Origin of the sequence: Sphingomonas sp. T1 (assembly GCF_902506585.1) — a bacterium.
Taxonomy (GTDB): Bacteria; Pseudomonadota; Alphaproteobacteria; order Sphingomonadales; family Sphingomonadaceae; genus Sphingomonas; species Sphingomonas aerolata.
Genome location: NZ_LR733875.1, coordinates 2,795,406 through 2,819,130 on the forward strand (window position 1 = coordinate 2,795,406; position 23,725 = coordinate 2,819,130).

At 68.1% G+C, this 23,725-nt stretch carries 27 protein-coding genes and 1 tRNA gene; 10 read left to right on the forward strand and 18 right to left on the reverse strand.

Annotated features, from left to right (window positions below; genetic code table 11):
• Positions 1 to 13 precede the first annotated feature (13 nt).
• Positions 14 to 100, reverse strand: a tRNA-Leu gene (locus GV027_RS12675).
• Between the two features lie 162 nt (positions 101 to 262).
• Positions 263 to 1,249, reverse strand: coding sequence for an MJ0042-type zinc finger domain-containing protein (locus GV027_RS21480; RefSeq protein WP_236559204.1), 987 nt, complete (start codon positions 1,247 to 1,249; stop codon positions 263 to 265).
• Between the two features lie 198 nt (positions 1,250 to 1,447).
• On the opposite strand from GV027_RS21480, the gene ftsE reads away from it, so the two are divergent.
• From ftsE to GV027_RS12705, 4 genes are read left to right on the forward strand one after another with little or no spacing between them, the layout of a single operon-like run.
• Positions 1,448 to 2,158 carry a cell division ATP-binding protein FtsE gene (gene ftsE / locus GV027_RS12690; protein WP_056406665.1) on the forward strand — a complete coding sequence of 237 codons (711 nt, stop codon included), beginning with the start codon at positions 1,448 to 1,450 and terminating at the stop codon, positions 2,156 to 2,158.
• Positions 2,155 to 3,033, forward strand: coding sequence for a cell division protein FtsX (locus GV027_RS12695; protein ID WP_082446879.1), 879 nt, complete (start codon positions 2,155 to 2,157; stop codon positions 3,031 to 3,033). The genes ftsE and GV027_RS12695 overlap by 4 nt, the downstream gene beginning before the upstream one ends.
• Complete coding sequence (locus tag GV027_RS12700; protein WP_031393671.1) at positions 3,030 to 3,566, forward strand: YdcF family protein; 537 nt, start codon at positions 3,030 to 3,032, stop codon at positions 3,564 to 3,566. The genes GV027_RS12695 and GV027_RS12700 overlap by 4 nt, the downstream gene beginning before the upstream one ends.
• A complete protein-coding gene (locus tag GV027_RS12705) occupies positions 3,563 to 4,249 on the forward strand; it encodes a lysophospholipid acyltransferase family protein (protein WP_056406671.1) in 687 nt (228 codons plus the stop codon). Before GV027_RS12700 ends, GV027_RS12705 begins: the two co-directional genes overlap by 4 nt.
• Before the next feature lie 26 nt (positions 4,250 to 4,275).
• Here the strand turns inward: GV027_RS12705 and GV027_RS12710 are convergent, their stop codons facing one another.
• Both GV027_RS12710 and hisC read right to left on the reverse strand, forming a co-directional pair.
• Positions 4,276 to 5,184: a prephenate/arogenate dehydrogenase family protein gene (locus GV027_RS12710; RefSeq protein WP_159512091.1), complete on the reverse strand. Its 909-nt coding sequence runs from the start codon at positions 5,182 to 5,184 to the stop codon at positions 4,276 to 4,278.
• Positions 5,184 to 6,281: a histidinol-phosphate transaminase gene (hisC, locus tag GV027_RS12715; protein WP_159512897.1), complete on the reverse strand. Its 1,098-nt coding sequence runs from the start codon at positions 6,279 to 6,281 to the stop codon at positions 5,184 to 5,186. Before hisC ends, GV027_RS12710 begins: the two co-directional genes overlap by 1 nt.
• A 73-nt stretch (positions 6,282 to 6,354) precedes the next feature.
• On the opposite strand from hisC, the gene metX reads away from it, so the two are divergent.
• The 3 genes from metX to GV027_RS12730 all read left to right on the forward strand — a co-directional run bounded on the left by metX (position 6,355) and on the right by GV027_RS12730 (position 8,617).
• Positions 6,355 to 7,494, forward strand: a complete 1,140-nt coding sequence (gene metX / locus GV027_RS12720) for a homoserine O-acetyltransferase MetX (protein ID WP_056673248.1) — start codon at positions 6,355 to 6,357, stop codon at positions 7,492 to 7,494.
• Positions 7,491 to 8,111, forward strand: a complete 621-nt coding sequence (metW, locus tag GV027_RS12725; protein ID WP_159512092.1) for a methionine biosynthesis protein MetW — start codon at positions 7,491 to 7,493, stop codon at positions 8,109 to 8,111. The genes metX and metW overlap by 4 nt, the downstream gene beginning before the upstream one ends.
• Before the next feature lie 110 nt (positions 8,112 to 8,221).
• Positions 8,222 to 8,617 carry a response regulator gene (locus GV027_RS12730; protein ID WP_159512093.1) on the forward strand — a complete coding sequence of 132 codons (396 nt, stop codon included), beginning with the start codon at positions 8,222 to 8,224 and terminating at the stop codon, positions 8,615 to 8,617.
• 16 nt (positions 8,618 to 8,633) lie between these two features.
• On the opposite strand, the gene GV027_RS12735 is transcribed toward GV027_RS12730, so the two are convergent.
• From GV027_RS12735 to GV027_RS12760, 6 genes are all read right to left on the reverse strand, one after another.
• A complete protein-coding gene (locus GV027_RS12735; RefSeq protein ID WP_107931475.1) occupies positions 8,634 to 10,085 on the reverse strand; it encodes a sensor histidine kinase in 1,452 nt (483 codons plus the stop codon).
• Between the two features lie 101 nt (positions 10,086 to 10,186).
• Positions 10,187 to 10,771, reverse strand: coding sequence for a single-stranded DNA-binding protein (gene ssb / locus GV027_RS12740; RefSeq protein ID WP_056406676.1), 585 nt, complete (start codon positions 10,769 to 10,771; stop codon positions 10,187 to 10,189).
• A gap of 8 nt (positions 10,772 to 10,779) precedes the next feature.
• Entirely contained in the window at positions 10,780 to 12,642 is a 1,863-nt protein-coding gene (feoB, locus tag GV027_RS12745) for a ferrous iron transport protein B (protein ID WP_159512094.1), read from the reverse strand.
• Positions 12,643 to 12,655: 13 nt separating this feature from the next.
• Positions 12,656 to 12,931 (reverse strand): FeoA family protein, encoded by a 276-nt coding sequence (locus tag GV027_RS12750; RefSeq protein ID WP_159512095.1) that lies wholly within the window; start codon positions 12,929 to 12,931, stop codon positions 12,656 to 12,658.
• Positions 12,932 to 13,037: 106 nt separating this feature from the next.
• Positions 13,038 to 13,691: a COQ9 family protein gene (locus GV027_RS12755; protein WP_031439775.1), complete on the reverse strand. Its 654-nt coding sequence runs from the start codon at positions 13,689 to 13,691 to the stop codon at positions 13,038 to 13,040.
• Positions 13,688 to 14,665 (reverse strand): DMT family transporter, encoded by a 978-nt coding sequence (locus tag GV027_RS12760; RefSeq protein WP_107931030.1) that lies wholly within the window; start codon positions 14,663 to 14,665, stop codon positions 13,688 to 13,690. Before GV027_RS12760 ends, GV027_RS12755 begins: the two co-directional genes overlap by 4 nt.
• A 50-nt stretch (positions 14,666 to 14,715) precedes the next feature.
• Between GV027_RS12760 and GV027_RS12765 the strand changes: the two genes are divergently transcribed.
• On the forward strand, positions 14,716 to 15,804 hold the full coding sequence (locus tag GV027_RS12765) for an alkene reductase (RefSeq protein ID WP_107931028.1): 1,089 nt from the start codon (positions 14,716 to 14,718) through the stop codon (positions 15,802 to 15,804).
• Between the two features lie 90 nt (positions 15,805 to 15,894).
• The gene (locus GV027_RS12770) at positions 15,895 to 16,431 is read left to right on the forward strand and encodes a hypothetical protein (protein ID WP_236559205.1); all 537 of its coding nucleotides are present in this window, start codon (positions 15,895 to 15,897) and stop codon (positions 16,429 to 16,431) included.
• A 50-nt stretch (positions 16,432 to 16,481) separates the two neighbouring features.
• On the opposite strand, the gene ribH is transcribed toward GV027_RS12770, so the two are convergent.
• The 7 genes from ribH to gltX form a co-directional block, all read right to left on the reverse strand.
• On the reverse strand, positions 16,482 to 16,904 hold the full coding sequence (gene ribH, locus GV027_RS12775) for a 6,7-dimethyl-8-ribityllumazine synthase (RefSeq protein WP_159512096.1): 423 nt from the start codon (positions 16,902 to 16,904) through the stop codon (positions 16,482 to 16,484).
• Positions 16,904 to 18,067 carry a 3,4-dihydroxy-2-butanone-4-phosphate synthase gene (ribB, locus tag GV027_RS12780; RefSeq protein WP_031440487.1) on the reverse strand — a complete coding sequence of 388 codons (1,164 nt, stop codon included), beginning with the start codon at positions 18,065 to 18,067 and terminating at the stop codon, positions 16,904 to 16,906. The genes ribH and ribB overlap by 1 nt, the downstream gene beginning before the upstream one ends.
• Positions 18,057 to 18,698, reverse strand: a complete 642-nt coding sequence (locus GV027_RS12785; RefSeq protein WP_159512097.1) for a riboflavin synthase — start codon at positions 18,696 to 18,698, stop codon at positions 18,057 to 18,059. Before GV027_RS12785 ends, ribB begins: the two co-directional genes overlap by 11 nt.
• Positions 18,698 to 19,681 carry a bifunctional diaminohydroxyphosphoribosylaminopyrimidine deaminase/5-amino-6-(5-phosphoribosylamino)uracil reductase RibD gene (gene ribD, locus GV027_RS12790; protein WP_443029556.1) on the reverse strand — a complete coding sequence of 328 codons (984 nt, stop codon included), beginning with the start codon at positions 19,679 to 19,681 and terminating at the stop codon, positions 18,698 to 18,700. The genes GV027_RS12785 and ribD overlap by 1 nt, the downstream gene beginning before the upstream one ends.
• Entirely contained in the window at positions 19,678 to 20,055 is a 378-nt protein-coding gene (locus GV027_RS12795) for a hypothetical protein (RefSeq protein WP_236559206.1), read from the reverse strand. Before GV027_RS12795 ends, ribD begins: the two co-directional genes overlap by 4 nt.
• Before the next feature lie 73 nt (positions 20,056 to 20,128).
• On the reverse strand, positions 20,129 to 20,794 hold the full coding sequence (locus GV027_RS12800; RefSeq protein ID WP_159512098.1) for an energy transducer TonB: 666 nt from the start codon (positions 20,792 to 20,794) through the stop codon (positions 20,129 to 20,131).
• 159 nt (positions 20,795 to 20,953) lie between these two features.
• Entirely contained in the window at positions 20,954 to 22,297 is a 1,344-nt protein-coding gene (gene gltX, locus GV027_RS12805) for a glutamate--tRNA ligase (protein ID WP_159512099.1), read from the reverse strand.
• Between the two features lie 106 nt (positions 22,298 to 22,403).
• On the opposite strand from gltX, the gene GV027_RS12810 reads away from it, so the two are divergent.
• A complete protein-coding gene (locus GV027_RS12810) occupies positions 22,404 to 23,342 on the forward strand; it encodes a ribose-phosphate pyrophosphokinase (protein ID WP_056673279.1) in 939 nt (312 codons plus the stop codon).
• 36 nt (positions 23,343 to 23,378) lie between these two features.
• On the opposite strand, the gene GV027_RS12815 is transcribed toward GV027_RS12810, so the two are convergent.
• Positions 23,379 to 23,720, reverse strand: a complete 342-nt coding sequence (locus GV027_RS12815; protein WP_042466950.1) for a PilZ domain-containing protein — start codon at positions 23,718 to 23,720, stop codon at positions 23,379 to 23,381.
• Positions 23,721 to 23,725: the final 5 nt, after the last annotated feature.

The following is a 23,725-nucleotide window of genomic DNA, read 5'->3' on the forward strand; positions in this document are numbered from 1 at the left end:
GAAACGAGGAAAGTGGTGCGGCCGAGAAGACTCGAACTTCCACGGGCTTTCGCCCACAACGACCTCAACGTTGCGCGTCTACCAGTTCCGCCACGGCCGCACGTGAAACACTGACCGGACAAGCCGGCTAGCTGGTAGGCCGGTGCCACTAGCAAGGCTTTTGCGATCCCGCAACGCCCTTTCGCCATCGAATGCGCGCCGCTGCGAGAAAATCATGTCGCAGGGCCCTATGCCGCCACCGCGTCGGGGCGGCGGAACCGGATCAGGAGGCGTTTTCGCCGGCAAAGCTCAGCTCGAGCCGTTTCGAATTCGACGGCACGTCGAGTTTGGCGGAATTGAAATCGATCGCCGCGCCAGGTGTCAGCGTCCGCTTTTGCGGGGTGATCGTCCAGCTATACACGATCCGGCCCTGCGCATCGCGCAGCTCGGCGCGGATGTCGGGCACGCGCTGCGTCGAATCGGAGGGATTGGTGACCTGGCCGCTGACCGCGAACAGCTCGGATCCGTTGTCCAGTTCGCGGCGCTCGATCGGATTGTCGCGCAGTCGCAGCGGTGTCTCGTCCACGCCCGTCACCAGTCCCAGCTGCGTCGCAAGGCCAGGCGCGCCGACATAGAGGATCGCAGCGACGCCCAGCAGCATCAGAAGCCCGGCCGCCACCGCACCGATCGTCCACAGCCGGGTGGTGTTGCGCCGTGCGCGGAACGGCGGGGCATGTGCGAATGCTTCATAGGAATCGGCGTCGCTCCGGCTTCCCGCATAGGAGGACGGAGCGGCGCTGTCGGTGGTCGTGGCGGACACGGTCGTCGCAGCCGCAGGCGGCACGGCCTGCACATCTTCGACATCCGGTGCGGCAGCGGGCGGGGCAGCCGGCGCGGCGACCAATGGCGCAAAGGGTCGGATGATCGGCGGCGGCAGATCGTCGGCGGTCTGCGCAGCCGAAGGCGGCGAAGACATCGGAACCCCGGACGGGGTGGGCGAGGACGGATTGGGCCACGCCGGATTGGGCCAGACCGGGGGCGCGGCGGGCTCGGCGTCGAACGCCGCGCCGAACGGCGGCGCGGGCGCGAAGCCCAGCGGGGCCGCAGGCATCGCCTCCGCGGCGGCTGGCGCGTCGGGCGCCGTGATGTCCGTCGCGGCCTGGAACCAGCTGTGGCGGCAATTGGCACAGCGCACGGTCCGACCTTCGGTGCCGATTGCGCTGTCGGGGACCAGATAGCGTGTGCTGCACTCGGGGCATTGGAGGATCATCGGGCACGATTCACTGCGGGCCGCGGGACGGGGCCGTTCGCCGTCAAACTAAGCACGTGGCCCCCGCTCGTGGCAAGCATCATGCGCCCGGATGCTGTCTGCCGCGCTGCAGATGGCCGCCAGCTTGAAGCCGCGCGCGCTTTCATGCGAAAGCGAGGCTCACGGCACAGGCGAACTCGGGCGGGCGCGACCAATTTCATGGCGAATATCGTGCAGTTCGAAAATGTTGGCTTGCGCTACGACACCGGCGCGGAAACGCTGTCCGACATCTCGTTCACGCTGCGCAGCGGCGCCTTCTACTTTCTGACCGGCGCAAGCGGCGCGGGCAAGACGTCGCTGCTCCGGCTGCTCTATCTCGCCCAGCGCCCGAGCCGCGGCGTGATCCGGCTGTTCGGCGAGGATGCCGTGCTGCTCCCGCGTGACCGGATGCCGGGGTTCCGCCGCCGCATCGGCGTGGTGTTCCAGGATTTCCGGCTCGTCCCGCATCTGTCGACCTGGGACAATATCGCTCTGCCGTTGCGCGTCGCGGGTATGCCCGAGGCGGATCTGCGCCAACCGGTCGAGGAGATGCTCGCCTGGGTCGGCCTGACCGAACGGGCCGAGGCACGACCGGCGACCTTGTCGGGCGGTGAGCAGCAACGCGTCGCGATCGCCCGCGCGGTGATCGCCCGGCCCGAGATGCTGGTCGCGGACGAGCCGACCGGCAATGTCGATCCCGACATGGCCGAGCGGCTGCTGCATTTGTTCGAATCGCTCAACAAGCTCGGCACGACGGTGGTGGTCGCGACGCATGATCTGCACCTTCTCAACCGGATTCCGACCGCGCAGATGATGCGGCTCGATCACGGCCGGTTGCTCGATCCGACCGGGTCGTTGCAGTACCCCCCATCGCCCCGGGCCGAGCCATGAGCCGCGCATCCGAACGTCGCGTGCTCGACGAGGCCGGCGGCGTCCGTGCCATGACCTGGGTCATGGCGATCATGCTGTTCCTCACCATGCTTGCCGCCGCGCTGGGGCTGGGGACCGCGGGTGCCGCCCGCGCGCTCGATCGTCAGCTGGCGGGGCGATTGACGGTCCAGATCATCGACGGCGACCCGGTCCGGCGCGACGCCAGTGCCGCCCGCGTCCTCGCGACGCTGCGGACGCTGCCGGAGGTGACCCGCGTCGCCGCGGTCGATCGCGCCGAGCTGACGCGGCTGTTGCGACCCTGGCTCGGCAGCGACGGCGCCGATCCGGGGCTGCCGGTGCCGGCGATGATCGACGTCGATCTGGGCGGCCAGGACGATGCCGCGGTCGCTGCGGTCGCGCGCGCGGTTCGCGGCGTCGCGCCGACCGCGCGCGTCGACCGGCACGAAACCTGGATGTCACCCGTCAGCGGGGTGATGCGTTCGCTGACGCTGCTCGCGCTCGGTATCGTCCTGCTGATGGCCGGCGCGACCGCAGCGGTGGTCGTGCTGGCGGCGCGCGCGGGACTTGAAACGCACCGCGCGACGATCGAGGTCATGCACATGCTGGGGTCGACCGATCTGCAGGTCGCGCGTCTCTTCCAGCGTCGGGTGGCGATCGACGCCGCGATCGGCGGCGTGGCCGGTGCCGGCGTCGCGATCGCCGTCATTTTGCTGATCATGACCCGGTTGCAGGGGCTGGGCTCCGAACTGCTCGACGGGGGGCGGTTGTCCTCGACCGACTGGGCCACGCTGGGCGCGATGCCGATCGGGTTCATCGTGCTGGCGATGGTCGCCGCGCGCGCGACGATCGTGCGCGCGATGAGGACGACCCTTTGATCGTCCGCCTTCTGGGTGTCGGTGTGCTCGTCTGGGCGCTGGGGTTCGCCGCGTTCATGCTACTCCTGCCGCCGCCGCTCAACGGCTCGACCACCGATGCGATCGTCGTGCCGACCGGCGGGGCAGGGCGGATCGATCGCGGTCTGGCGCTGCTGCGCGACCGCCAGGCGAAGCGGATGCTGGTGACCGGAGTCGCGCCGGGCGTCCGCCCGATCGACCTTGCACTCGAATATCGCACCTCGCCCAGCGTGTTCGCCTGTTGCGTCGATCTTGGCGCGGATGCGGTGGATACGCGGTCGAATGCCGAGGAAACCGCGCGCTGGGTCAAGACGCACGACTATCGCACCGTGCGCCTCGTCACCTCGGACTGGCATGTCCCGCGCGCCAAGATGGAGCTTGCCGCAGTGCTCGGGCCGCGGGTGCTGGTGCTCGGCGACGGCGTCCCCGGCACGCCGCGGCTTGGGACGCTGGTCAACGAATACAACAAGTTGATCCTGCGACGGATCGCATTGTGGATAGGATTTGGCGCATGATCGCCTGGTTACGAACGATCGTCTTCATGATCGTCTTTTACAGTATCTCGGCGCCGATCGTGCTGACCGTGCCGATCAGCGCACTGTTCGGGTCGCGCGCGGTGATCGTCCATTCGACGGTGTGGACGCGGTTCCACCGCTGGGCGACGCGCTGGATCCTCGGCATCCGGATCCGGATCGAGGGGACGCGGCCCGACGGCGCGGCCTTCTACGCCTGCAAGCACCAGGCGATGTTCGAGACACTCGAGCTCCAGGCGCTGCTCGACGGGCCGGCGATCGTGCTCAAGCGCGAACTGGCGGACATCCCCGCCTGGGGCTGGGCGGCGCGGCGCTATGGTGCGATCGTCGTCGACCGCGACGCGTCGGCCAAGGCGCTGCGCAACATGATGCGCGAGGCGATCGCGGCCAAGGCGACCGGGCGCTCGGTCCTGATCTTCCCCGAAGGCACCCGGGTCGCGCCGGGAGAGCATCCGCCGCTCAAGCCGGGTTTTGCGGGCCTCTACCGCGCGCTCGGCATGCCGACGGTCCCGATCGCCTGCGACAGCGGCACCGTCTGGCCGCGCAAGGGGCCCAAGCGGGCGGGCGTCATCACCTTCCGCTTCGGCGAGGTCGTCCCCGCCGGTCTCAAGCGCGAGGAGGCCGAGGCGCGCGTCCATGCGGCGATGAACGCGCTCGACGGCTGACGCCGCTGGCGGCGCTCCGAGCGGGGTCAGTCGTGCGTGCGGCCGAAATCGGCGGCGTCGTCGTCCTGACCCTGTTCGACGATCGACCGGCGCACCGCGCGCGTGCGCGTGAACAGGTCGAACAGCTCGTCGCCCTTGCCCCAGCGGATGGCGCGTTGCAGCGCGCTCAGATCCTCCGAAAATCGCTGCAGCATGTCGAGCACCGCCTCGCGGTTGGTCAGGAACACGTCGCGCCACATCGTTGGATCCGACGCGGCGATACGCGTGAAATCGCGAAAGCCGCCCGCCGAATATTTGATCACCTCGGACTGGGTGACCTCTTCCAGATCGCTCGCGGTACCGACGATCGTGTAGGCGATCAGATGGGGCAGATGGCTGGTGATCGCCAGCACCCGGTCATGATGATCGGGGGCCATGAACTCGATCTGCGCGCCCAGCCGCCGCCAGAATTCGGCGACCCGCTCGACCGCAGCCGGATCGGCGCCCTCGGGGGGCGTGACGATGCACCAGCGATGGTTGAACAGCGTCGCGAACCCCGCCTCGGGCCCGCTGCGCTCGGTCCCTGCGACCGGATGCGCGGGGATCACCGTCGCACCCGGCAGCGCCTCCGCCAGCACGCGCGCGACCTCGGTCTTGCTGCTGCCGACATCGCTGACGATCGCTTCGGCGGGCAGGTCCGCGGCAAACTCCGCCGCGACCGCCGCCATCGCGCCGACGGGGACGCACAGGATCACCAGATCGGCGTCGATCACCGCACTGCCCGCGGTGTCGGCGATATCGTGGCACAGCTCGAGCCGGTCCGCGGTCGCACGCACCGCGGGATCGGCGTCATAGCCGGTGAGCCGCACCGTCGGCATCGCCTGCAGCACGCCGCGCGCGATCGACGACCCGATCAGCCCCAGTCCCAAAATCGTGACGCGTGCGAACGGCAGCATCAGCCCCGCTCGACCAGCGCGCGTAGCGCTGCGATCACGCCGCGCGTCTCATCCTCGGTGCCGATCGTGATGCGCAGCGCGTTGGGAAGGCCCTGTCCGGGCAGCCAGCGGACGATATACCCCGCCTCCATCAGCCCGTGATAGGCCGAGTCGGCGGTCAGCTGGCCTTCGAACAGGACGAGCACGAAATTCGCTTTGGAGGGCACGCAGCGCAGGCCGGCATTGCCCATCTGAGCGACCTGCTCGACGAACCAGCCGCGCCAGCGGTCGTTGTGCGCGCGAGTCGCATCGACGAAGCCGGTATCCGCCAGCGCCGCAACCGCCGCCGCCTGGCCCGCCGTCGTGACGTTGAAGGGCGCGCGGATGCGGTGCATCGCATCGATGATCGGCGCACAGGCATAGCCCCAGCCGATCCGCTCGGCGGCCAGACCGTGGATCTTCGAGAAGGTTCGCGTGACGAGCACGTTGGCCTCGGTCATCGCCAGCGCGAGGCCGGCATCGTCCTCCTCGGGGCTGAGATATTCGGCATAGGCCTGGTCGAGCACGAGCAGCACCGAGCGCGGCAGGCCGGCGTGCAACCGGGCGATCTCGGCGCGCGGCGTGAACGTGCCGGTCGGGTTGTTCGGGTTGGCGACGAACACGACGCGGGTGCGTTCGGTGACCGCGGCGAGGATCGCATCGACATCGGTTGCATAGTCGCGGTCGTCGACGACGACCGGCTCGGCGCCGACGCGCCGCGTCGCGATCTCGTACACCGCAAAGCCGTAGCGGACATGGATGATCTCGTCGCCGGGGCCCGCATAGGCGCCTGCGACCAGATGCAGGATCTCGTCCGATCCGGTGCCATAGATCACGCGTGCCGGATCCAGATCGTAATGCGCCGCCAGTGCCTCGCGCAGCGCGGTCGCGCTGGCGTCGGGATAGCGTTCGAGCGTGTGATCCGCGCCATCGAACGCGGCCTTTGCCGCGGGGCTCGTCCCGAGCGGGTTCTCGTTCGACGACAGCTTGATCACCGTGCGGCCATCATCGGTCGTCGAGCGACCGGGCGTGTACGGCGCGATCCCCAGGATCCAGGGCTTCGGCGTGGGTGCGGGCATGATGTTTGTCATGGCCGCGGGGCATAGCGGTCGGTGTGGCGCAGTGGCAAATGGTTGTGGTAGCGGACGCGTCATGCTCGACACGATTGATCCCGACCGGACGACCGACGCGCGCTTCGGCCTGGCGCGTCGCGTGACCTTGCCGGGACCGTTGCGGCTCGATGGCGGCGTCCTGCTGTCGCCGGTCGACATTGCCTATGAAACCTATGGCACGCTGAATGCCGACGCCTCGAACGCGGTCCTGATCTGTCATGCGCTGACCGGTGATCAGCATGTCGCCTCGACGCATCCCCGGACCGGCAAGCCCGGCTGGTGGACGCGGATGGTCGGTGAGGGGCGACCGATCGATCCCGCGCGGCATTTCATCGTCTGCGCCAATGTGCTCGGCAGCTGCATGGGCTCGTCGGGACCGGCGACGATCAACCCTGCGACCGGGCGCGCCTGGGCGATGGGGTTTCCGGTCATCACGATCCGCGACATGGTTCGCGCGCAGGCGATGCTGCTCGACCATCTCGGCATCGACGTACTGCAGGCAGTGGTCGGCGGATCGATGGGCGGGATGCAGGCGCTGAGCTGGCCCGCGACCTTCCCCGACCGCGTCCGCGCCTGTGTCGTGATCGCGTCGACCGCGCGCCACACCGCGCAGAACATCGCCTTTCACGAGGTTGGCCGTCAGGCGGTGATGGCCGATCCGAACTGGCGCGGCGGCGATTATCACGACGAGTCCGCGCCGACCGCGGGGCTCGCGGTCGCGCGGATGGCGGCGCACATCACCTATCTGTCGGAAGCGGGACTGACCGAGAAGTTCGGACGCCGGCTGCAGGCGCGCGATGCCAAGTCGTTCGGCTTTGACGCCGATTTCCAGGTCGAGAGCTATCTGCGGCATCAGGGGCTCGCCTTCACCGACCGGTTCGACGCCAACTCCTATCTCTATATCACACGCGCGATGGACTATTTCGATCTTGCGGAGGAGCATGGCGGGCTGCTCGCCAACGCCTTTCGCGCGACCAGGGCGCGCTTCTGCCTCGTCAGCTTCGACACCGACTGGCTCTATCCGACCGCGGAATCGCGCAGCATCGTTCAGGCGCTCAATGCCGCAGGCGCGCCGGTCAGCTTCGTCGAGCTCAGCAGCCCGTACGGCCATGACGCGTTCCTGCTCGAGGCGCCCGAACTCAACCGCGTCGTCGACGGATTTCTGAGGGCAGGGGCATGAGCACCCCGACGCCGCAGGAGACGCTGCGCGCCGACCTGGGGATCATCGCGCATCACGTGGCCCGTGGGTCGCGCGTGCTCGACGTCGGATGCGGCGACGGCGCGCTGATGGCGGCGCTTCGCGACGAGCGCGGTGTCGATGCGCGCGGGCTGGAGATTGATCCGGGCAACGTTGCGGCCGCGGTAGGGCGCGGCCTGTCGGTGATCCAAGGCGACGCCGATGTCGACCTGCAGGGCTATCCCGATGCCAGCTTCGACTATGCGATCCTCAGCCAGACATTGCAGACCGCGCGCGCGCCCGACCTGGTGCTCGACCATCTGCTGCGGATCGGTCGGCGCGCCTTTGTCAGCTTTCCCAACTTCGCGCATTGGCGCGTGCGGGTGTCACTGCTGTGGGGCGGGCGGATGCCGGTCACGCGGCAATTGCCCGAAAGCTGGTACGACACCCCCAACATCCATCACGTCACGATCGACGACTTCCGTGCGTTCCTCCGGCAGCGCGGCGTGATCGTCGAGGGCGCCTGGTTCCTGTCGGGCGACAAGCAGACGACGTCGGCGGCCGCCAACCTGCTCGCCGAGCACGCCGTATTCCTGTTGCGGGGCGAACCGGGGGCATGACCCGGGCGCTCCCCCGGTAACACAGGTTATTTGTTTCAATTCGCTACACGTTCTTGATTCAAATCAATAAACCGAAGGAACGGATAGCCCGGCCAACGGTTGCCACGACAATGACCAAGACCGCCATGATCGTTGAGGATGAGATCTTCGTCGCGCTGGATCTCGAAAGGATCCTGATCGACGCCGGATATCACGTCGTGGCGATCGCGGCGGATCGCGAAAGCGCGCTCGTCGCTGCGGCGGGATGCGACTTCGCCTTTGTCGACGTCAATCTGCGCGACGGTCCGACCGGTCCGTCGATTGCGGAGACGATTGCGCGCGATCACGGCGTGAAGGTCGTCTTCGTCACCGCCAATCCCAGCCAGATCGGCGATGCCGATTGCCTCGGCTATATCCGCAAGCCGTTCAACGATGCCGCGATCCTCGCCGCCGCCGAACTGGCGACCACGGGTCAGGCGCTACGCGGCGGTAGCGAACTGATCCAGATCCGACGGCGCGGGAACTGACGGGGAGACCGCGCGGTCAGCGGCAGAAGGAGGGGAGGGGGACCCCGATCTCGACGCACAGCCCCTCGGGACGCCAGTCGCGCCGCACCGTGCCGCCCAACTGGCGAACCGCACTCATTTCGATCAGCTGACTGCCGAAACCCTTATGGCTCGTCGGGTGTGCGATCGGCGGACCACCCTGCTCGCGCCAGATCAGGCGCACCATGCCTGTGGCGCCATCTTCGTCATGCCCGATCGTCAGCGCAACATGCCCATCGACAGTCGACAGCGCGCCGTATTTCGTCGCGTTCGTCGCAAGCTCGTGGAACAGCAGGGCGAGCGGGGTCGCGGAACGATCGTCGATCCGCACATCGTCGCCGATCACGATCAGACGATCCGTCCCATCCTCGCGATAGGGTTCGAACAGATCGCCCAGCAGGCCCTTCAGACTGTCCTGCGGGGCTTCCGGACGCGACTGGGTGCTGTGCGGGCGGACGAAGTCGTGTGCACGGCCCAGTGCCGTGATGCGGTGGCGCAGATCGGTCGCGATCCCGGCAAATTCGGGTTTGCCGCGCGCGGAAAAGGCGATGAGTCCGGCGATGACGGCGAAGATGTTCTTGATCCGGTGGCTCAGCTCCTGGCTGATCACCTCGCGCTCTTCATAGGCGAGCTTCTGCTCGTGGATGTCGGTGCAGGTCCCGAACCAGCGCGTGATCGCGCCCTGGTCGTCGCGCACGGGCAGCGCGCGGCCGAGCACCCAGCGATAGGTGCCGTCCCGGTGCCGCAACCGATATTCGATCGTATAGGGCTCGCCGCTCGCGAGCGAATGGCGCCAGATCGTCCAGGCGCGGTCCTGGTCCTCGGGATGGAACACGTCGTTCCAGCCCTCGCCATCGGTCGTGCCGGGCGTCGTGCCGGTAAACTCGTACCAGCGCGCATTGTAATAATCATGGAAGCCGTCGGGCAGCGTCGACCAGACCATCTGCGGCATCGTGTCGGCCAGCGTCCGGAACCGCAGATCGCTCGCCTCGAGCGTACGCCGCGCCCGCGCCTCGGCAAAGGCCTGTTCGCGCGCGGTCCGGCGATCGTCGAGCCGCCCCATCGCCGCCTTGGCCAGCAGCGTCAGCCCGTCACGCTGGAACGGCGTAAGCCCCGCCCGCGACGTCGTCGCCAGCACGCACAGCGCGCCGAGCGGCACGCCTTCGCTCGATACCAGAGGCGCCCCCGCGTAGAAGCGGACATGCGGAGCACCGGTGACGAGCGCGTTGTCCACGAACCGCGGATCGGCCTGCGCGTCGGGCACTTCCATCACGTCGTGATGGTGCATCGCATGCGCACAGAAGGACTGGCTCCGCGGCGTCTGGTCGAGATCGGTGCCGCTGCGTGAGAGGAACCGCTGATATTCCTCCTCGACCAGGCTCAGCAGCGCGATCGGCGCATCGCACAACCGGGCTGCGAACGACACGATGTCGTCCAGCTCACCCTGCATGCGCGCGCCCGCGACATCGTAGGACGAGATGACGCGTGATCGCGCCGCCTCGTCGAACACGCTCGGCGCTACTGGAGTCGAAACGGGTGGCGTCACGACGCTTAGAACGGCACGTCGTCGTCAAGATCGTCCGAGAACCCGCCGGTCTGGCCAAAGCTGCCGCCGCGCGCGCCGCCGCCACTGCCGCCACCCGACGGCGCCGAGCGGCCACCGCCGCCGCCGTAACCGCCGCCGCCCGACGAGCCGCCGCCAAAGTCGTTGCCGCCGCCGGCCCAGTCGTCGCCGCCGCCGCGGCTACCACCGCCACCGCCTGCGCCGCCGCCCTGGCCGCCATTCGGGCCGTCGAGCATCGTCAGCACGCTGTTGAAGCCCTGCAGCACGATCTCGGTCGAATACTTGTCCTGGCCCTGCGCGTCCTGCCATTTGCGGGTCTGGAGCGCGCCCTCGATATAGACCTTCGAGCCCTTGCGCAGATACTTCTCCGCGACGTTGGCGAGGCCTTCGTTGAAGATGGCGACCGAATGCCATTCGGTCTTTTCCTTGCGCTCGCCCGACATCTTGTCCTTCCAGGACTCGGACGTCGCGATGCGCAGATTGACGACCTTGCCGCCGTTCTGGAACTGCTTGCTTTCGGGATCGCGGCCGAGATTGCCGACGATGATGACCTTGTTGACGCTGCCTGCCATGATGCCCCTCAGAGGCCGGCGAACACCGCCAGCCAATATGTGATTCCGGCCATGATGTAGGCGGCGGCGAACAAATAGCCAACCATGAACGCCGGCCATTTCCACCCGTTCGTCTCGCGACGCGTGACGGCGATCGTCGAGATGCACTGCGGCGCAAACACGAACCACATCAGGAAGGCGAGCGCGGTCGGCAGGGTCCAGCGGCCACGCAGATTCTCGACCATCGCCTTCCCGCCCTGGTTGCTTTCGGGATCGTCGATCGCATAGACGGTGCCGATCGCCGCGACGGCGACCTCGCGCGCGGCCATCGCCGGGATCAGCGCGAGCACGATGTCGCGGTTGAAGCCGATCGGCGCGAACACCGGGGCGATGCCATTGGCGATCCGTCCCGCCGCCGAATAATCGACCGGCGATACCTTGCTGCCCTCGGGCGGCTTGGGGAAGCTCAGCATCACCCAGAGGATGACGGTGGAGATCAGGATGATGCCGCCCGCGCGCTTCAGGAAGATCTGCGCGCGGCTCCACAGGCCGATGCCGACGTCGCGCCACTGCGGCCACTGATATTTCGGCATCTCCATCATGAAGCCCGACGACACGCCCTTGGTGACCGTCCGGCGCAGCACCAGCGCGGCGACGAACGCACCGACGATGCCCATCACGTACAGCCCGAGCATCACCAGCCCCTGAAGGCCGACGAACGGCAGCACCTGCGTGTTGGGAATGAACGCGCCGATGATCAGCGTGTAGACCGGCAGCCGCGCGGAGCAGGTCATCAGCGGTGCGATCAGGATCGTCGTCAGCCGGTCCTTCTCGTCGTCGATCGTCCGCGTCGCCATGATCCCGGGGATCGCGCAGGCGAAACTCGACAGCAGCGGGATGAACGCGCGCCCCGACAGCCCCACGCTCGCCATCACGCGGTCCATCAGGAACGCCGCGCGGACCATGTAGCCGCTCGCCTCGAGTACGAGGATGAACAGGAACAGGATCAGGATCTGCGGCAGGAACACGATCACAGCGCCGACGCCCTTGATCACCCCGTCGACCAGCAGCGACCGGAGCAGCGAATCGGGAAGCTCCGACGTGATGAACGCCTGCAGCGCCGTGAAGCCGCCGTCGATCAGGTCCATGAACGGCTGCGCCCAGCTGAAGACCGCCTGGAACATCAGGAACATGATCGCCAGCAGTAGCACCGGCCCGGCGATGGGATGCAGCGCGACCGCGTCGAGCATGTGCGTCCAGCGCCGTACCGGTGTCTCGGACAACGTGGCGGCCGTCGCGATGTCGCGCGCGCGCCGTTGCAGCGTGACGATGTCGTCCTGCACGCTGCCATCCGACTTGCGCAGCCGGATCGGACCATTGACGACGGTCTGCGTCAGGATCGCACGCAGCGCGTCGAGCCCGCGTTTGCGGACCGCGACGGTCGGGATCACCGGCACGCCAAGTTCTCGCGAAAGCACCGCCGCATCGAGTTTCAACCCGTCGCGTTCGGCGAGATCGACCATGTTGAGCGCCACCACGACGGGCAGGCCGAGCGCGATCAGCTGGAGCGTGAAGCGCAGATGATTGTCGAGATTGGCGGCATCGACGACCACGACCAGCGCGTCGGGCAGGCGTTCGCCGTCCTGCGTGCCGGTGACGACGTCGCGCGTGACGCGCTCGTCGGGGGACGATGGCTCGAGGCTGTAGGCGCCCGGCAGGTCGACCAGCTCGACCGGGCGGCCGTCGTCGAGCGTCAGCCGTCCGGCCTTGCGCTCGACCGTCACGCCTGGATAATTGCCGACCTTCTGCCGCGCACCTGTCAGCGCATTGAACAGCGCGCTCTTGCCGGCATTGGGATTGCCGACCAGCGCGACCAGCGGTGCTGCGTTCATAATGTCAGGCTGATTATTCTGCGGCGGCTGGCGTGGGTGATACGCGAATCGCACCTGCGACCGCACGCCGCAATGCGACGGTCATCCGGCCGATCCGGCAGGCGATCGGACCCTGGCCCAGCGTCGCGCGGTGAAGAACCTCGACATCGACACCCTCGTCAAAGCCCAGTTCGCGCAACCGGCGTGCCTCCGGGCCTGCCAGTTTGGCCCAGTCGATCGCAGCAACGATGCCATGCTGCTTGCGGGGCAGCGTTTCGAGACTGACGGAACGATCGGGGCGAGTGTCCATGATGCGACTGATTATCAGTAACGGATCACCAAGGGAAGCCCCGGCACGCGCGCTTGACGCAGATTGCGTGCATTCCATCGCCGCGTGACGGCGCGCCGCGACAGGCTCATGCCACCGGATAGCGCAACCGCCCGACGAACCGCGACAGGCTGAAGCCATGCTCTGTCCGCTTGAGAAAGCCCGACTTTGCGGTTTCGAACCGCATGATGCCGTCGATCCGACGGCTGAGGAACGCGCGCGTCTCGGCAAACCCCTCGCTGTCGTCGTCGAGGAAGACCGTGACCGTCGCGGCATAGACGCCGAGCAGGATCGTCCGCTTGGTATAATGATTATAATCGGTCGCGACGTCGCCCGCGGCGCGCCAGATCGTGTCGACCGTCCGCCAGCCGAGCCGCCCCGCCTTGGTCAGATTCTGCGGCAGGGCGAGGATCGCCAGCGCGCGGCGCAGCGATTCGCGGTCGGCGGCGGTCGCCTGCAGCCGGGCCTCGATCAGCGCGGCGATCCGGGCGCGGATCTTCATCGCCGACAGCCGTTCGGGTGGCACGCTTTCGAGCATCGCGACGTCGATATCGGCGAACCAGGCGTCGATCATGTCGACCGGTCCCTCTTCGAAGGCGAGCGCGGCGACGTCGCGGTCGATGCCCGCCGCGTCCGCCGCCATGTCGCGCGCCGCGTCGCTCCACCCGTCGAACGCCGCATTGGCGGCGATGCCGGGGGCGAGCAGCGAGCGGATTTCGTCGAGCGTGAGGTCTTGGGTCATACCGTCTCCTGCCGTCCAAGATCAGGCGTGTCGAGCGCCTCTTCAATAGGGGGGCGATCGGCCGGGGTCCGGCGGACCAGCACCAGCGCGATCGCCACCATGACGACGCCGACCAGATCGGGCAGGCCGAGCCGCTCGCCATAGACCAGCCAGCCGACCGTTCCCGCGACGACCGGCTGGATCAGCAGCGCGATGCCGATCACCAGCGGCGAAAACCGTCCGAGCGCATAGATCATCAACCCCTGGCCCAGCACCTGGCTGCACAGCGCGAGCCCGATCAGCGGGCCCCACTGCGCCGGCACGATCCGCTCGCCCATCGCCAGCGCGAACACCAGCAGCGGCACGATGCCCGCCAGGGTCGACAGCACCAGCGCGGACAAGGGGGCGAGCGTCGTCCGCGCGCGCGCCATCAGGATGAAATACACCGTGTAGAGCAGCCCCGCGAGGATGCAGAGCAGATCACCCGCCAGGTTCTTCGTATCGAGCTGATAGGAGCGCCCGAGCAGCAGTGCCGCACCTGCCGCCGCTAGCATCAGCGCCCAGCCCTGCGTCCGCGTCGGCCAGGTTCGCGCGACGAGAAACCCGTAGATCGGAAACATCAGCGTCGCCGCATTGCCGAACAGCGTCGCATTGGCGAGCGTGGTGCGCAGGATGCCGAGATGCCAGCTGCCGAGATCCGCGGCAAAGCACACGCCGCCCGCGATCAGCCCGATCCAGACGCCGCGCCCGAGCCGCGTCGGTCGCGCGCCCTGCTGCGCTGCGAGCAGGACGAGAAACGGCACCGCCAGCGTCAGCCGCCAGAATCCTGCCGCGACCGGTCCGACCTCGGTCGCGCGGACGAACCACGGCCCGAATGCGAGCGCGACATTGGCGATCAGCAGCGCGCCGAACGCGAGCGTGCCGGGGGCACCGGTCGTCGTCGCCGTCGGCGTTTCGGGCACGCTAGATATTCTTTGCGGGGCGGGGCGATGCATGCCGCGCTGTAGCGTCCTATCTTGCCCCCGTCAGGCATTAAGGAGCCCCCATGCCAAGCCTTTTCGATCCCATCACGCTCGGCGCCGTCGAAGCGCCCAACCGCATCCTCATGGCGCCGCTCACCCGCGGGCGTTCGGACAAGGACGCCGTCCCGTCCGACCTCATGGTCGACTATTACACGCAGCGCGCCAGCGCCGGCCTAATCATCTCGGAAGCCACCGGCATCAGCCGCGAAGGTCTGGGCTGGCCGTTCGCGCCGGGTCTGTGGACGCAGGCTCAGGTCGAGGCGTGGAAGCCCGTCACCGCAGCGGTGCACGCCGCCGGCGGCCGCATCATCGCGCAGCTCTGGCATATGGGCCGCCAGGTCCATTCGTCGGTGATCGGCGGCCAGCCCGTCTCGTCGTCCGCAACCAAGACCGAAGGCCAGGCGCACACGTTCGAAGGCAAGAAGGATTTCGAGGTCGCGCGTCCGCTCGAGCTGAACGAGATTCCGCGGCTGCTGAACGACTATGAGCTGGCGACGAAGAACGCGCTCGAGGCCGGGTTCGACGGCGTCCAGATCCACGCCGCGAACGGCTATCTGATCGACCAGTTCCTGCGCGACAACGCGAACAGCCGCACCGATGACTATGGTGGCAGCATCGAGAACCGCATTCGCCTGCTTCGCGAAGTCACCGAGCGCGTGATCTCGGTCGCCGGCGCCGATCGCACCAGCGTCCGCCTTTCGCCCAATGGCGATTCGCAGGGCGTTGACGACAGCAACCCCGAGCCTCTGTTCACCGCCGCCGCCAAGGCGCTGTCCGATCTCGGCATCGCCTTCCTCGAGCTGCGCGAGCCCGGCCCCGACGGCACCTTCGGCAAGACCGACGTGCCAAAGCTCAGCCCGGCGATCCGCAAGGTCTTTAAGGGCGTGCTGGTCGTGAACTCGGATTACGACACGCTCGAAAAGGCGCAGGCCGAGCTCGACAAGGGCGATGCCGATGCGATCAGCTTCGGCCGGACGTTCATCGCGAACCCCGACCTGCCCGAGCGCCTGCGCACCGGCGCACCGCTGGCGCAGGATAACCCGAAGACCTGGTACAGCCAGGGCCCTGAGGGCTATATCGACTATCCGGCGCTGGAAACGGTGCCCGCCTAAGCCGACCGCCTGATTGTCACCGGTGACGCCATCGCATAGCAGCGCGGCTTTCGCGTCGTGCGCGGCGCACCGGTGACGACAGGACATGACATGACCGACGGCTGGGGCCCGCCGAAATCGCCCCCCAAATCCAGCCTCGCATCGGCCTGGCCGCTGAACGATCGCGGCCCCGGCCCGTTGCTGCCCGGCACCGCGGATCGCGCTGCCCGCCGCGCTGAAGAGCGTGCACGCGAGCGGGAACAGCGCGCCCAGGACCACCTCGCCGCGACTGATCAGCGCGCCGAAGCGCGCGCCGCGCAACGCGATGCGCTCTCGCAGGACCGTGAACGTGCGCGCGAAGCCCGCCGGGTCGAGGAAGCGCAGCGGATCCGCGCGCGCCTCGACGCGCCGCCCGCCAATGACGAGGAAGCGCTCAAGATCGCGAAGCGCCGCCGCTCGGGCGCGCGTGCGCGTAGCGGCGAGGAAACGAAGACCGAACGCGACACGCGCGGCTATACGACGATCGTCGACCCCGCCCGCATCTGCACGCTCGCCGCACGCGGCGCGTCGATCGCCGCGCTGGCCGCCGCGTTCGGAATTACTGCCGAAGAGGTCGAGGCCGCCCTGCGCGACACTCCCGAGGAATGACCAGGGCGATCGTGGGTGGATGAGGGCGGACGTCCGAACGCCCAGGCATCCTACGCGACGAAGCGGTCCTTCAGCGCCAGCATCGCGAGCGCCGCCTTGGCCGCGGCGCCGCCCTTGTCGCCCTCGGTCGGGCGCGCGCGGGTGAGCGCCTGCGCCTCGTTCTCGGTGGTCAGGATGCCGTTGCCGATCGGCAGGCCGTCCATCGTCAGCGCCATGATCCCGCGCGCGCTCTCGCCCGCGACGATCTCGAAATGATAGGTTTCGCCGCGGATCACGACGCCCAGCGCGACATAGCCGTCATAGGTCTCGCTTTCGGCCGCCAGCGCGATCGCGCCGGGCACCTCGAGCGCGCCGGGGACGGTGATCGTCTCGTGGCTGTGCCCCGCCGCCTCGATCGCCGCGCGCGCGCCCTCGATCAGCAGGTCGTTCAGATGGTCGTAGAACCGCGCTTCGACGATCAGGATATGCGCCATCAGTTGGGAGCCTTTTCGGTGTCGAGGGGAGCGATCGGGCGTTCGCCGACGATCGACAGGCCATAGCCGTCGAGCCCGACCAGCGTGTGGTGCGTGTTGGTGATCAGGACCATGTCATGGACGCCGAGCTCGGTCAGGATCATCGCGCCGACGCCGTAGTCGCGCAGCTCTTCCATGTCCGGGGTGATCTCCGCGCCTGCCTTCTTCAGCACGGCAGAGGTGAACGCGTTGCCGCGCGGCCGGTTGATGACGACGATCACGCCCGCGCCCTCGTCCGCGATCATCTGCATCGACCGCGCGAGGATCCGGCCGCGATCGCCCGATTCGCCGAAGATGTCGGCGAACGGCGACAGCGCATGCATTCGGACGAGCGTCGGCTTTGCGGGGTCGATCCGGCCCTTGACCAGCGCGACCTGCTCGGTGCCCGTCGCCTTGTTCCAGAAGGTCAGCGCAGTCCAGTCGCCGCCCCATTCAGACGTGAACCTGGCCTCGGCGCGCTTCTCGACGAGATGGTCGTAGCGGCGGCGATACGCGATCAGGTCGCGGATCGTGCCGATCTTGATGTTGTGGAACTGCGCGAAGGTGACGAGGTCGTCCATCCGCGCCATCGTCCCGTCCTCGTTCATGATCTCGCAGATCACGCCCGAGGGGTTGAGCCCGGCCAGCCGCGCGACGTCGACCGCCGCCTCGGTATGGCCGGCGCGGATCAGCACGCCGCCGTCGCGCGCGACCAGCGGGAAGACATGGCCTGGGGTGACGATGTCCGCCTTCTGCTTGGTCGCATCGATCGCCACTGCGATCGTCCGCGCGCGATCCGCCGCAGAGATGCCCGTGGTGACGCCTTCGAGCGCCTCGATCGACACGGTGAACGCGGTCTCGTGCCGCGTGCCGTTGTTGCGGCTCATCAGCTCGAGTCCGAGCTCTTCGGTCCGCGTCTTGGTCAGCGCAAGACAGATCAGCCCGCGACCGAACTTCGCCATGAAGTTGATCTTCTCGGGCGTCGCCATCTGCGCGGGGATGACCAGGTCGCCCTCGTTCTCGCGGTCCTCGTCATCGACCAGGATGAACATCCGGCCGTTGCGCGCCTCGTCGATGATCTCTTCGGGGCTCGACAGATATCCATGCTTCAGGCGCCCGAGTTCGGCGCTGCGTTCAGCTGGCATTGACACGGTAATGCTCCATCCGTTGGAGATAGCGGGCAAGGACGTCGATCTCGATATTGACCGTCCGGTCCGTCTCGATCGTCCCGAGCGTGGTCACGCCCCAGGTATGCGGAATGATGTTCAGCCCGAACTCGACCGCGCGTTGCCCGTCGGGGCCGTCGACGTCGCGGACGGTGTTGACGGTCAGCGACACGCCGTCGATCGTGACCGATCCCTTGGCGGCGATGAACGGCGCGATGTCGGTGCCGGCGCGGACGGTGACGCGGTGCGAGCCGCCTTCCTCGACGACCGACACGACCGTCCCCAGCCCGTCGACATGGCCGGTGACGATGTGTCCGCCCAGTTCCTCGCCGAGCTTCAGCGCGCGTTCGAGGTTCAGCGGGCGACCTTGCGTCCACTGGTCGCGCGCGGTGCGGCTGATCGTCTCGCCCGAGACGTCGACCGCGAACCAGTGCGGTCCGTCGCCACCCGCGGACTTGTCGACCACGGTCAGGCAGACGCCTGAACACGCGATTGACGCGCCCAGGTCGATCGTGGCGGGATCATAGGCGGTCGCGATGACCACGCGCGTGTCGCCCTGCTGCGCCACGCTGGTGATTGTGCCGATGTCGGTGACGATTCCGGTAAACATTATCCCTCGTTTCGCTCGCGCTCGTAGACCTCGACTCGGTCGCTGCCAAGTTGCCGTGAATCGACGATCGACCAGCGCCCATGCGCGCTGGAAAGATCGCCGAGACCAATATCGCCAATGGAATGCCGGCCGTTCCCGATCAGGATCGGCGCGCGGTACAGCAGCAGCCGGTCGACCAGATCCGCGGCAAGGAACGCTGACGCTACGGCCGCGCCGCCCTCGACCAGCAGATGGTCGCCGGGCAAGGCCGAAATATCCTGCGGATCGGCGATGACGTGCCACCCCGCGTCCGCATCGGGCACCGTCCGCGACAGCAGCACGCGAAGCGGCGCCCGCGACTCTAGTCCCGCAAGCCGCACGTCGAGTCGCGGCGCATCCGCCTCGAACGTCCCGCGCCCGACCAGGATTGCCTCGTGCCGGCTGCGTTCGAGATGCGCATGCGCGCGCGCCTGTGGCCCGGTGATCCAGCGGCTCGACCCGTCCGCCATCGCGATACAGCCGTCGAGCGAGGTCGCGAGCTTCAGCGTGACATGCGGCCGACCGCGAACGAGTCGTGTAAGGAACCCCGCCATTGACCGTCGCGCCTCGGCGGCGCGCACGCCCGTCTCGACGCGGATCCCGGCGTCGCGCAACCGCGCGAACCCGCGCCCCGCCGTCCGCGGATCGGGATCCTCCAGCGCCGCGACGACCCGCGCCACGCCCGCTGCGATCAACAGGTCGCTGCACGCCGGTCCGCGCGGTGATTCATGCGCGCAGGGCTCGAGCGTCACATAGGCCGTGGCTCCCCGCGCCTCCGCGCCCGCCTGCGCCAGTGCCATCGCCTCGGCATGCGGCCGACCGCCTGCTTGCGTCCAGCCGCGCCCGACGACGCGCCCGTCCGAGACGATCACGCAGCCTACACAAGGGTTGGGTGCCGTCCGCCCACGTCCCCGCGCGGCCAGCGCCAGCGCTGCCCCGACAAACCGGCCGGATTCGATGGTCAGATCCCCAGCGCCTTCAGCTTGTCGTCCATCCGCTTGAACGACGCGCGGGTTTCCTCCTCGCGCTTCTTCTGTTCGGCAAGCCGCGCGGCCTTGATCGGCGCGTCGATCTTCTGCTGGGCGACGATCTGCGCATCGGTGCGATCCGCGGGCCATTGCTCGACATAGACGATGTTCGGCCGATATTCGCGCTCGGCATAGCTGTCCTTCGAGAAGGCGTAGATCAGGAAGCCCGTGACGAGCATCGCCAGCGCGAGAAAGCCGAGCTCGTACGGCTGCCGGCCCCGGAGGAACAGGCGGAGGTCGCGATAGGCGCGGACCGGCGAGAAACGACTGAAAGAGCCCATCGCGCAAAGATAGGCATGCAGGCCCCCCAAGGCCAGTACCTTGGGCGACGACCCGGGGGGCCGACCTGCAGGCCCATCCTTGCGACGGGTCGCCGCCCGCGGTTCAGTTTTCCAGCACGAACGACAGGTTCATCGTCTTCCACGCCTCGACCGCGACCCCGTCGCGCGTCGCCGGCCTGAACCGCCACTTCGTCAGCGCACGGTCCAGCGTCGCGCGGTAAAAGGCGTCGCTGGTGGCGGTGACCCGCTCGACCTGTTTCACGCGCCCGTCCGCGCCGATCAGCACGCGCAGGACGACTCGCCCCTCGCGCCCGGCCCGGCGTTCCTCGGACGGATAACCCGGCTGGAAATCCGCGGCATAGCGCGGGTCGATGCCCGGCTGAACGACCAGGGGCGACGGCTTGGGCGGATCGACCGTCACGCTGCCTGTGCCCGTGCCGACGACGTCGATCGGCGGGGTGAAGGGCAGGGGGTCCGGCACGACCTCGAACCCTTCGGTGGCTGGCGTCGGCACCTGCCGGACCGGTGCATCGGGTCGCGGCGCTGGGCGCGGCTGCTGGCGGACCAAAGGATCGGCGGGCGGCACCGGCGTGGGCGGCGGCGGGGTGTGCGGGATATAGATTGTGAGCGGCGGGTCGGGCGGCGCGAACGGCACCAGTTCCGGTGCTGCAAAGAACAACGCCCCGATCACCACGCCGTTGATCGCCAGCGCGACGCCCAGGCTTCCGGGGTTCAATCCGCCCGTCCGGCTCATTCTGTTCGCGTACATCCGTCCGTCTCCTTCGCATCTCCTCGAGGATGGCGGCGCGATCGATACCGCCGAATGAAATGGTACATCATTACATATACATCGCAAGCGCGATTGGTACCGTATTAGACGCCGTTTGATTAGGGACAGCGAGCGGGGTTCAGCCCGCCCGGCCAAGCCTCAGCCGGCGCGTGCGGCCACCAGTCGCGCCAGTGCCCGCTCGCGCCCGATCAGCGGCAGCAGCGCGGCCATGTCGGGCCCGTGATCGCGCCCGGTCAGCGCGCGGCGCAGCGGCAGGAACAGCGCCTTGCCCTTGCGCCCCGTCTCCGCCTTCAACCGGCTCGTCAGCGCGTGCCAGGGGTCACTTGCCCAGTCGATTGCCGTAGCGGCCGCCAGCGCCTGGTCGAGATACGTCGCCTCCTCGTCCCCGCCGACCGGCTCGACCGCGACCGGCCCCTCGATCACCCGCCACCAGTCGGCGGCATCGGCGAGCGTCACCAGGTTCGGGCGCACCGCCTCCCATGCGGCCTCGCCCATCCCCGCGGGCAGGCGGTCGGCGACGTCGGCAAAGGGCAGCGCATGCAGGATCCGCGCATTCAGCTGCGCCAGCTCCCCCTCGTCGAACCGCGCCGGCGCGCGGCCGAACCGCGCGAAGTCGAACGTCGCGATCAACGGCGCAGCGTTGGCGATCGGCTCGACCGGATCGCTCGTCCCGATCCGCGCGAGCAGCGCGCGCACCGCCTGCGGCTCGATCCCGACGTCCCGGAAATGATCCGCGCCGAGCGAGCCCAGCCGCTTGGATAATTTCCCTTCTGCGCCGGTCAGCAGCGCTTCGTGCGCAAACTGCGGCGCGGGTGCGCCAAGTGCTGCGAACATCTGCAGCTGCAGCGCGGTGTTCGACACATGATCCTCGCCGCGCACGACATGAGTCACGCCCATATCGGCATCGTCGATCGCCGACGGCAGCATGTACAGCCACGACCCGTCCGCGCGCCGGATCACCGGGTCGCTCATCGTCCGCGCCTCGAAATGCTGGTCGCCGCGGATCAGGTCGGTCCAGGCGATCGGCGTGTCGTGATCGAGCTTGAATCGCCAGTGCGGCGCCACCCCGTCGCGCTCGTACGCCGCGCGCTGCGCCTCGGTGAGCGCCAGCGCCGCGCGATCATAGATCGGCGGCAATCCGCGCCCCGCCTGAATCTTGCGCTTCAGGTCAAGCTCCTGCGCGCTCTCATACGCCGGATAGATATGCCCGCTCTCGACCAGCGCCGCGAACCGCGCCTCGTACAGCGCGAACCGCGCTGACTGGCGTTCCTCGCCATCGGGCGTCATCCCCAGCCAGTCGAGATCGCTACGGATCGCGTCGACGAACCGTTCCTCGCTGCGCGCCGCATCGGTGTCGTCGATCCGCAGCAGGAAGCGTCCGCCTTGCGCGCGCGCGAACATCCAGTTGTGGAGCGCGGTACGGATGTTGCCGACGTGCAGCCGGCCGGTGGGCGAGGGGGCGAAACGGGTTATGACGGTCATGCCCTGCGCTGTACGAAGCGGCGCGCGCGCCGGCAAACCCCTTCGGCCCTTTCCCCATTGGAACACCGGGACTAAGGGGCGTGCGACTGGGCGTGGAGCGATTTTGATGAAACTGATGACCGGCAATTCCAACCTGCCTCTGGCGCAGGAGATCGCCGCCTATCTCGAAATCCCGCTGACCGATGTCAGCGTCCGCCGCTTTGCCGACGAGGAAGTGTTCGTCGAGATCAACGAGAATGTCCGCGGCGAGGACGTGTTCGTGATCCAGTCGACCGGCTTTCCGGCGAACGACAACCTCATGGAATTGCTCATCATGATCGACGCGCTGAAGCGCGCGTCGGCACGCCGCATCACCGCGGTCATCCCCTATATGGGTTATGCCCGCCAGGACCGGAAACCCGGCCCGCGTACGCCGATCTCGGCCAAGCTCGTCGCGAACCTCATCACCGTCGCGGGCGCCAACCGCGTCCTCTCGGTCGATCTCCATGCCGGGCAGATCCAGGGCTTCTTCGATATCCCGACCGACAATCTCTATGCGGCGCCGGTCATGTCCGCGGATATCCTTGCGCGGTTCAAGGGCAAGAACCTGATGGTCGTCTCCCCCGACGTCGGCGGCGTGGTGCGCGCGCGCGTGCTCGCCAAGCGCCTTAACAACGCGCCACTCGCGATCGTCGACAAGCGTCGCGAGCGCGCAGGCGAATCGGAGGTGATGAACATCATCGGCGAGGTCGAGGGCCGCTTCTGCATCCTGGTCGACGACATCGTCGATTCGGCAGGCACGCTGTGCAATGCGGCGGCCGCGCTGATGGAGGCGGGCGCCGAGGGCGTCGTCGCCTATGTCACGCACGGCGTGCTGTCGGGCGGCGCGGTCGCGCGGGTCGAGGGCTCCGAACTGCGCGAGCTCGTCATCACCGATTCGATCGGCAATCACGACGTGATCAAGGGCGCGCATGGCAAGATCCGCCACCTGCAGATCGCACCACTGCTCGGCGAGGCGATCAAGCGGATCGCGGATGAAACCAGCGTCTCGAGCCTGTTCGACTGAGGCGCGCCGCTGTCGGATCGTGGTGCGGTCGCCGGGTTACCGCTGCGACAGCGCCACGATGTGGTCGAACACCGCAGGGTGTAGCGGCTTGGCGAAGGCGCAGCCATATTTGAACTTGTCGCGCCACGCGACCACCGCCTCGAGCGCGGCGAGGCCGGGCAATGTCAGCCACACGACCGTCCCCGGCCAGAGCGTGAAGCTCGTCTCGGCCCGGAACCCCGATAGCGACAAGTCGGTCACTTCGATCTCGAACCGCGTCTGGCCGCGGTCGCGCAGATGCGCACGCATCCTGACGGATTTGCGCAACGCCCGGCGCAACTCTCCACCGGGCTCTTCACCGGTCCGAGTCTCAGGCGAGTCGTAGGCGGGGTCTGTCATGGTTC

What these genes read in the sequence shown, in the direction of transcription:
- GV027_RS12730 (WP_159512093.1), top strand. Translation starts at nt 8,222, where the DNA reads ATGACCAAGACCGCCATGATCGTTGAGGATGAGATCTTCGTCGCGCTG.
- GV027_RS12760 (WP_107931030.1), bottom strand. Translation starts at nt 14,665, where the DNA reads ATGCATCGCCCCGCCCCGCAAAGAATATCTAGCGTGCCCGAAACGCCG.
- hisC (WP_159512897.1), bottom strand. Translation starts at nt 6,281, where the DNA reads ATGCCCGCACCCACGCCGAAGCCCTGGATCCTGGGGATCGCGCCGTAC.
- GV027_RS12710 (WP_159512091.1), bottom strand. Translation starts at nt 5,184, where the DNA reads ATGCTGCCGTTCGCACGCGTCACGATTTTGGGACTGGGGCTGATCGGG.
- ssb (WP_056406676.1), bottom strand. Translation starts at nt 10,771, where the DNA reads ATGGCAGGCAGCGTCAACAAGGTCATCATCGTCGGCAATCTCGGCCGC.
- metX (WP_056673248.1), top strand. Translation starts at nt 6,355, where the DNA reads ATGCTCGACACGATTGATCCCGACCGGACGACCGACGCGCGCTTCGGC.
- GV027_RS12750 (WP_159512095.1), bottom strand. Translation starts at nt 12,931, where the DNA reads ATGGACACTCGCCCCGATCGTTCCGTCAGTCTCGAAACGCTGCCCCGC.
- GV027_RS12800 (WP_159512098.1), bottom strand. Translation starts at nt 20,794, where the DNA reads ATGTACGCGAACAGAATGAGCCGGACGGGCGGATTGAACCCCGGAAGC.
- GV027_RS12770 (WP_236559205.1), top strand. Translation starts at nt 15,895, where the DNA reads ATGACCGACGGCTGGGGCCCGCCGAAATCGCCCCCCAAATCCAGCCTC.
- metW (WP_159512092.1), top strand. Translation starts at nt 7,491, where the DNA reads ATGAGCACCCCGACGCCGCAGGAGACGCTGCGCGCCGACCTGGGGATC.
- feoB (WP_159512094.1), bottom strand. Translation starts at nt 12,642, where the DNA reads ATGAACGCAGCACCGCTGGTCGCGCTGGTCGGCAATCCCAATGCCGGC.
- ftsE (WP_056406665.1), top strand. Translation starts at nt 1,448, where the DNA reads ATGGCGAATATCGTGCAGTTCGAAAATGTTGGCTTGCGCTACGACACC.
- GV027_RS21480 (WP_236559204.1), bottom strand. Translation starts at nt 1,249, where the DNA reads ATGATCCTCCAATGCCCCGAGTGCAGCACACGCTATCTGGTCCCCGAC.
- GV027_RS12695 (WP_082446879.1), top strand. Translation starts at nt 2,155, where the DNA reads ATGAGCCGCGCATCCGAACGTCGCGTGCTCGACGAGGCCGGCGGCGTC.
- GV027_RS12735 (WP_107931475.1), bottom strand. Translation starts at nt 10,085, where the DNA reads ATGCAGGGTGAGCTGGACGACATCGTGTCGTTCGCAGCCCGGTTGTGC.
- GV027_RS12705 (WP_056406671.1), top strand. Translation starts at nt 3,563, where the DNA reads ATGATCGCCTGGTTACGAACGATCGTCTTCATGATCGTCTTTTACAGT.
- ribH (WP_159512096.1), bottom strand. Translation starts at nt 16,904, where the DNA reads ATGGCGCATATCCTGATCGTCGAAGCGCGGTTCTACGACCATCTGAAC.
- GV027_RS12755 (WP_031439775.1), bottom strand. Translation starts at nt 13,691, where the DNA reads ATGACCCAAGACCTCACGCTCGACGAAATCCGCTCGCTGCTCGCCCCC.
- gltX (WP_159512099.1), bottom strand. Translation starts at nt 22,297, where the DNA reads ATGACCGTCATAACCCGTTTCGCCCCCTCGCCCACCGGCCGGCTGCAC.
- GV027_RS12815 (WP_042466950.1), bottom strand. Translation starts at nt 23,720, where the DNA reads ATGACAGACCCCGCCTACGACTCGCCTGAGACTCGGACCGGTGAAGAG.
- GV027_RS12810 (WP_056673279.1), top strand. Translation starts at nt 22,404, where the DNA reads ATGAAACTGATGACCGGCAATTCCAACCTGCCTCTGGCGCAGGAGATC.
- GV027_RS12765 (WP_107931028.1), top strand. Translation starts at nt 14,716, where the DNA reads ATGCCAAGCCTTTTCGATCCCATCACGCTCGGCGCCGTCGAAGCGCCC.
- ribB (WP_031440487.1), bottom strand. Translation starts at nt 18,067, where the DNA reads ATGCCAGCTGAACGCAGCGCCGAACTCGGGCGCCTGAAGCATGGATAT.
- GV027_RS12785 (WP_159512097.1), bottom strand. Translation starts at nt 18,698, where the DNA reads ATGTTTACCGGAATCGTCACCGACATCGGCACAATCACCAGCGTGGCG.